This window comes from Neoroseomonas rubea, from assembly GCF_016106015.1.
Lineage (GTDB): Bacteria > Pseudomonadota > Alphaproteobacteria > Acetobacterales > Acetobacteraceae > Neoroseomonas > Neoroseomonas rubea.
The window spans coordinates 1-5,456 of the sequence record NZ_JACADQ010000291.1; the positions used below are offsets into that span (position 1 = coordinate 1).

6 protein-coding genes are annotated in these 5,456 nt (G+C 73.1%); 1 reads left to right on the forward strand and 5 read right to left on the reverse strand.

The window, feature by feature from the left end; genetic code table 11:
* The 4 genes from HW577_RS19850 to opgC form a co-directional block, all read right to left on the reverse strand.
* Window positions 1-1,604, reverse strand: a 1,604-nt coding sequence (locus tag HW577_RS19850; RefSeq protein WP_198377863.1) for a HAMP domain-containing protein, incomplete at its 3' end; no start/stop codon positions are given.
* 43 nt (window positions 1,605-1,647) lie between these two features.
* Window positions 1,648-2,310: an NrsF family protein gene (locus HW577_RS19855; protein WP_198377864.1), complete on the reverse strand. Its 663-nt coding sequence runs from the start codon at window positions 2,308-2,310 to the stop codon at window positions 1,648-1,650.
* On the reverse strand, window positions 2,307-2,864 hold the full coding sequence (locus HW577_RS19860; RefSeq protein WP_332837769.1) for a sigma-70 family RNA polymerase sigma factor: 558 nt from the start codon (window positions 2,862-2,864) through the stop codon (window positions 2,307-2,309). The genes HW577_RS19855 and HW577_RS19860 overlap by 4 nt, the downstream gene beginning before the upstream one ends.
* 89 nt (window positions 2,865-2,953) lie before the next feature.
* Window positions 2,954-4,075 carry an OpgC domain-containing protein gene (opgC, locus tag HW577_RS19865; protein ID WP_198377865.1) on the reverse strand — a complete coding sequence of 374 codons (1,122 nt, stop codon included), beginning with the start codon at window positions 4,073-4,075 and terminating at the stop codon, window positions 2,954-2,956.
* Between the two features lie 112 nt (window positions 4,076-4,187).
* Here opgC and HW577_RS19870 point away from each other — a divergent pair, with 112 nt between their 5' ends.
* Complete coding sequence (locus HW577_RS19870; protein ID WP_198377866.1) at window positions 4,188-4,613, forward strand: DUF1489 family protein; 426 nt, start codon at window positions 4,188-4,190, stop codon at window positions 4,611-4,613.
* A gap of 335 nt (window positions 4,614-4,948) precedes the next feature.
* Here the strand turns inward: HW577_RS19870 and HW577_RS19875 are convergent, their stop codons facing one another.
* Window positions 4,949-5,416: an NADH-quinone oxidoreductase subunit B family protein gene (locus HW577_RS19875; protein ID WP_198377868.1), complete on the reverse strand. Its 468-nt coding sequence runs from the start codon at window positions 5,414-5,416 to the stop codon at window positions 4,949-4,951.
* Window positions 5,417-5,456: the final 40 nt, after the last annotated feature.

Genomic DNA, 5,456 nt, shown 5'->3' on the forward strand with positions numbered 1-5,456 from the left:
TCGGCGGCGGCGGCGGTGAGGGTGCGGGCGGATTGCTGGAGCTGCGCGGCGGCGGCGGCGACGGAGCCGACCACGGCGCCGATGTCCGCCTCGAAGGTGTCGGCCAGGCGCGCCTGGTCGGTCACGCGCGACCAGGCGAGCATGGCGCCGACATAGGTCCCCGCGGCGTCGCGCACGGCGGACATGTTCAGGTCGAGCACCTCTGTCCCGAACGCCACCCGCGCCTTGTGGGGCAGGTTCGCCGGATCGGACAGCAGGGCGCGGATGCGCGCGGGCCCCTTGTCCAGGATGTCGATGCTCTGCCCGACCAGATCCTCCGCCTTGACGTGGATCTGGTCTCCCATGCCGCAGACCAGGCTGCGCGATTCCGCATTGGCGTAGGAGATTCGGAACGCGTTGGCGGGGTCGGCGAGCATCACGCCGAGCGGCATCTGCTCGATGACCTGGCTGCGGCTGAAGGCGTCGGCGGCGGTGCCGCGCAGCGCCTCGACGGCGTCGGCGATGCGGCCGATCTCGTCGCGGCGGCCGCGGTCGGGCACGGCCACGGCGGCATCGCCCGCCGCGATCCGGTCGAGCGTGCCGGCCAGGCGCTTCAGCGGGGAGCCGATCGCGCGCGCCATGACGAAGGCCGAGAGCGACAGCAGCACGGCGATCGCGAGGGCCATGCCGATGCCGAGCCGTTCCTGAAGGTCGAGCGCGGCGCCGACCGCGCGGAAGGACGCTTCGTCGATCTCGGCGAGCTTCCGCTCCGCCTCCTCGAAGGCGGCGATCAGGGCGTTGCGCGCCTCGGCCGCGCGGCCTTCGAGCAGCGCGTTCAGCGCGCGGCCCTGGTCGATGGTGGCGACGGCGCCCTCGCCCGCCTCGGTCGCGATCGCGGCGATCCGGCCCAGTTCCTCGGCGGCGCGCGGCGCCGCCTCGGCCCCGGTGATGGCGCCGCGCAGGTGCACGCGCGCCTGGGCATTCGCCCGGCGAACCCGCTGCGCCATGCGCTCGTCGCCCGTGGCGAGGAAGCGCAGCGCGGAGGCGCGCATGTCGTTGAAGGCCTGGTGGAAGGTGACGAAGCGGGTGCGGACTTCCTCCCGCGCTTCGGCGGGAACGTCGAACTCGATCGTCGCGTTGGCGCCCTCGAATGCCTGGTCGTAGTCCTGGGCGCGCGTGAGGAAGGCGTCGTCACGGGCCTGGATGACGGCGCGGCGCAGGCGCGCCATGTCCTCGAGCACGGCGCCGAAGGCCTCGGCGCGGCTGACCGCCTCGGCGAGGATCCGGGTGGCCTCGGGGTCGCCGATGTCGGGTTCCGCCTGCCGCGTCAGCTGGATGGTCCGGGCGACATTGCCCCTGGCCGCGACCAGCGCCGCGCCCACCTCGTCTCCGGTCTGGGCGATGGCGATGCGCTGCGCGTGCAGCGGTGCCTCGGCGACCGTCCGCTGCGCCAGCGCCAGCGTCTCTGCCCCCTGGTCGATCCGGCCTTCCTGGCGGAACAGCGCATCGATCGCCGATCCCGTCCAGTGCGTGCCGACGACGATGCCGACCACCATGGCAAGCGCGACCGCGCCGGACACGGCCAGTTTCTTGCCGACCGACAGGTTCAGGAAGGCGCGCATCATCGACCCCGCGAAACATCGTTCCCGGAACGATATGCGGCGTGCCTTAAGCCGCGGTGAAGGCGTCCGCGGATCGTTCGCGCCAGCGCCGCCCGAACAGCCCGAAGCCGAGCACGACCAGCAGCGTGCTGCCGCCATGCCAGGCCAGCACCATCGCCGCCGCGTCCAGGTGATGGAATACCGACAGGCCCGCGGCGCTGAGCGCCGCCCCCGCGAGCCCGCCCAGCATCGCCACCGGCACGGGCCTCAGCGGCCCCGCATGCCGCAGCATCCAGACGAGCGAGAGCGCGAGCGGCACGCCCATCAGCACGACGAAGCGGAAGCAGCCCCAGGAGGTGCCGAGCACCAGCGCCTGCGGTCCCATGCGCGCGACATCGTCGAGGCAGCCGAAGCCCAGCGTCGCCCCCCAGGCCAGCACCGCCGGGACCGGCAGCAGCGCCCAGCGCGGCGAACGGTCGGGCAGGGAGAGTTCGAAGGCGGCGATCGCGGCGAGCACGCCGGTCGCGACGGCGAACAGCAGCTGCGCCCCTTCATGCGGCCGCGCGAGCCGCTCCATCAGGTCGTGCCGCGCGCCGAACGCCACGATGGCGGCACCGATCACCAGCGCCGCGAAGGCAAGCCACGCGGCGCACCGGCGCAGCGGCGGGCCGAGCGGTCGCACAGGGCGGAGATCCTCGGCCAGCCGGCCGATCAGATCCTCGGTCCTCATCGGTCGTCCTCCACCCCGAAGCGTCGGCGCAGGGTCTTCAGCGCGCGGTGCGTCGCGACCTTGAGCGCGCCGACGGACAGGCCCGAGCGCGCCGACGCCTCGGCCAGCGGCAGGTCCTCGAGCTTGGCGAGGCGCAGCGCGGTCCGCTGGCTGTCCGGCAGGTCCGCCACGGCCTCGCGCAGCTGCCGGCCGGCGATCCGGTCCTCCCCGGTCACGCCGGGGGCTGCGGCGAGCGTCGCCTCATGGTCCTCGATCGGGGTCTCGCGCCCGGCGCCGCGGCCATGGCGGCGCAGCCGGTCGATGCAGCGCCGTTCCGCGATGGCGGCGATCCAGGGGCGGGCGGGGCGGGCAGGGTCGTAAGTGGCGAGCATGCGGTGGATCGTCAGCAGCGTGTCCTGGACCGCGTCCTCGGCCTCGGCGGCATCGCGGATGCGGCGCCGCGCGATGGCGCGCAGCAGCGGCAGGCAGTCGCGCAGCAGCCGGTCATAGGCTCGCCTGTCGCCGGCCTGCGCCGCGGCCAGCCACTCGTCCCACGCCCCGCCATCGATCGCCACGCGCCCTCCTTCCCGGTCAGCGCGCAGTCTAGGCCGGGCTGTGCCGGCGGCGAAACCGCCGGCGCAGCCCGGCATGCCGATGGCTGCGCTCATCGGGCGGCCATGGCGGGCCTCAGCCGGCGCCGATCCATCGCCAGCGCATAGCCGACCAGGATGGCGACGCCGGCGAGCGTCAGCGCGGGGTCGAGCCAGGGCAGGCCGGGGTGCAGTCGCAGCAGCGCCGTGACACTCCAGGACAGGAACAGCCCGAGGCCGAACACATGCAGGCTGTGCCGCCCGACCGCGGCGAGCGCGGCCGCCGCCGGATGATGCATCCAGGGCGCCTCCCGCGGCACCAGCACCGCGACCAGATAGGCCAGCGCCAGGCCGTGCAGCAGCGCGAGCGGCCCGAGATGCGTCTTGCCCGCCAGCGTCCAGATCGTCTCGACATCGAGGCCCGCGCCGAACCCCTCCGCCACGCGTTGCGCCAGGCCGAGCAGCAGGATCGCGACCGAGGCCAGGACGGCCCAGCCGCGCCGGCGCACCGCCGCGCCGTGCAGCAGCGCCGCGCGGCCGCAGAAGGCGCCGATCATGAAGACGAACTGCCAGGCGAGCGGATCGAGCCCTGTCGGCAGCCAGGACCAATAGGACCAGAGACCCGCCTGCACCCCGGCCCAGAGCAGCCCCGGCACCAGCAGCGCCGCCGCGCCGAGGCGATCGACCAGCCACAGGAAGCCCGGCAGCGCGGCCATCGACAGGATGAACACCGGCAGGATGTCGAGGTAGTTCGGCATGTAGAGCAGCAGCGCCGCCCCGGGCAGCGCCCACCATGGCCGGTCGGCGAGCATGCGCCAGCCGAGTCGGTCGACCTCCCCTTCCAGCGGCATCGCCATGCCGGCCCAGAGGATCATCGCCCCGAAGACCGCGAACAGGACCATGTGGAAGCGCCAGAGCCTGGCCGCCCGGCGCCACATGTCCCGCCCCGCCGCGCCCGCCCCGTCGCGGCGCGCCTTCAGTGTGTGGACCGAGCCGAGCACGAGGCCCGACAGGAACAGGAACTGTTCCGAGCTGTCCGAAAGGCCCCAGGCGGCATGGATTCCATAGGCGCCGAACCAGGTGCCGACCGCATGGGCACCGAAGATCGAGATCTGCAGCCAGCCGCGCAGGATGTCGAGCCGTGGGTCGCGCGGCGGGCGGGGCAGGGGAGGGGCTGCCGTCTCGGTCTGGGCCATAGCGGATCTCCGGGGCGGGACCGGCCCGCCTGCCGGGTGCTTTCGCGTCCCGGCGCGCCGCGGTTACGCGGAGGCCCTTGCCGACTCGGCACAGGTCGCGAGATGGAGAGGCGTGCTCCACCTCATCAAGCTCTCGGTCGGCCCCAAGGATGTCGCGCAGCTCGCGGCGATCCAGAAGGAACGCCTGCGCACCGACCCGCCACTGCGCGCCTGGACCCGCATGTTCCCCAAGCGGATCGAGGAGGTCTGCGCGGGCGGGTCGATCTACTGGGTGGTGGCGGGCTTCGTGCGGGTCCGCCAGCGAATCCTGGAGATCCGGGAGGAGGAATGGGACGACGGCACGCCCTGCGCGGCCCTGGTCCTCGATCCCGCCCTGGTGCCGGTCGAAGCGCGCCCGATGAAGCCCTTCCAGGGCTGGCGCTACCTGAAGCCGGAGGAAGCGCCGGCGGATGTGTCGCGGGAACGCCCCGCGCCGGTCGGGCTGGATCGCCTGCCCCCCAAGCTGCGGCGCGACCTCGCGGAGCTCTGCCTGATCTGATGCTGGCGGCGCGAGTCTTCGACTCGCGCGGAGGCCGCGAATGCGGCCCGCCAGGAGTCTGGCGAAGCCAAGGAAACAGGCGGCTTCCGCCCGGCGCCTTAGGGCACGCAAGGGCCAATGCCGGCGGTCGAAGAATTTGGCCGCTGGCATGAGGCGATGCGCGCGGGCGCTACCGCCACCCTGGGTTGCCGGAAGTTAAGGTGGCTGCCACGCGCCGGAGAGGCGCGGCCTGCCACCTTGCCTTTCGTCGCAGCGGCTTATTCCCGGCAGGCCGCTGCCCGACTGGCCTTCCTTCGGGAATGGCCCGTGGGCCGGCTGGAGCAATCCGGCCGGCCCTACTTTTGTCCGGATGCCTCCGCTTCCAGCAAGGCGAGCAGCCCTTCGAGCAACTGCTCGGGGGAGGGCGGGCAGCCAGGGATCAGCAGGTCCACCGGCAGCACCGCGCCGGCGCCGCCTTCCACCGCGTAGGATCCCTTGAAGACGCCGCCATCGACGGCGCAATCCCCGGCCGCGACGACCCAGCGTGGTTCCGGCGTGCAGGCGAGCGCGCGTTCCATCGCCTCCCGCATGTTGCGGCAGGCGGGGCCGGTCACCAGCAGCACGTCGGCATGCTTGGGGGATGCGACGAAGCGCAGCCCGAAGCGTTCCAGGTCGTAGGCGACGTTCTGCAGCGCGTTCACTTCGAGCTCGCAGCCATTGCAGGACCCGCTGTCGACCTCCCGGATCGCCAGGCTGCGGCCGAGCCGCGCGCGGGCGGTCGCGGCCAGCCGCTCGGCCAGCGCGGCGACGGTCGGCTGCCAGATCCGAAGAGCACACGTTCAAACTCTAGTCACACTTGAATTT

What these genes read in the sequence shown, in the direction of transcription:
- HW577_RS19855 (WP_198377864.1), bottom strand. Translation starts at nt 2,310, where the DNA reads ATGAGGACCGAGGATCTGATCGGCCGGCTGGCCGAGGATCTCCGCCCT.
- opgC (WP_198377865.1), bottom strand. Translation starts at nt 4,075, where the DNA reads ATGGCCCAGACCGAGACGGCAGCCCCTCCCCTGCCCCGCCCGCCGCGC.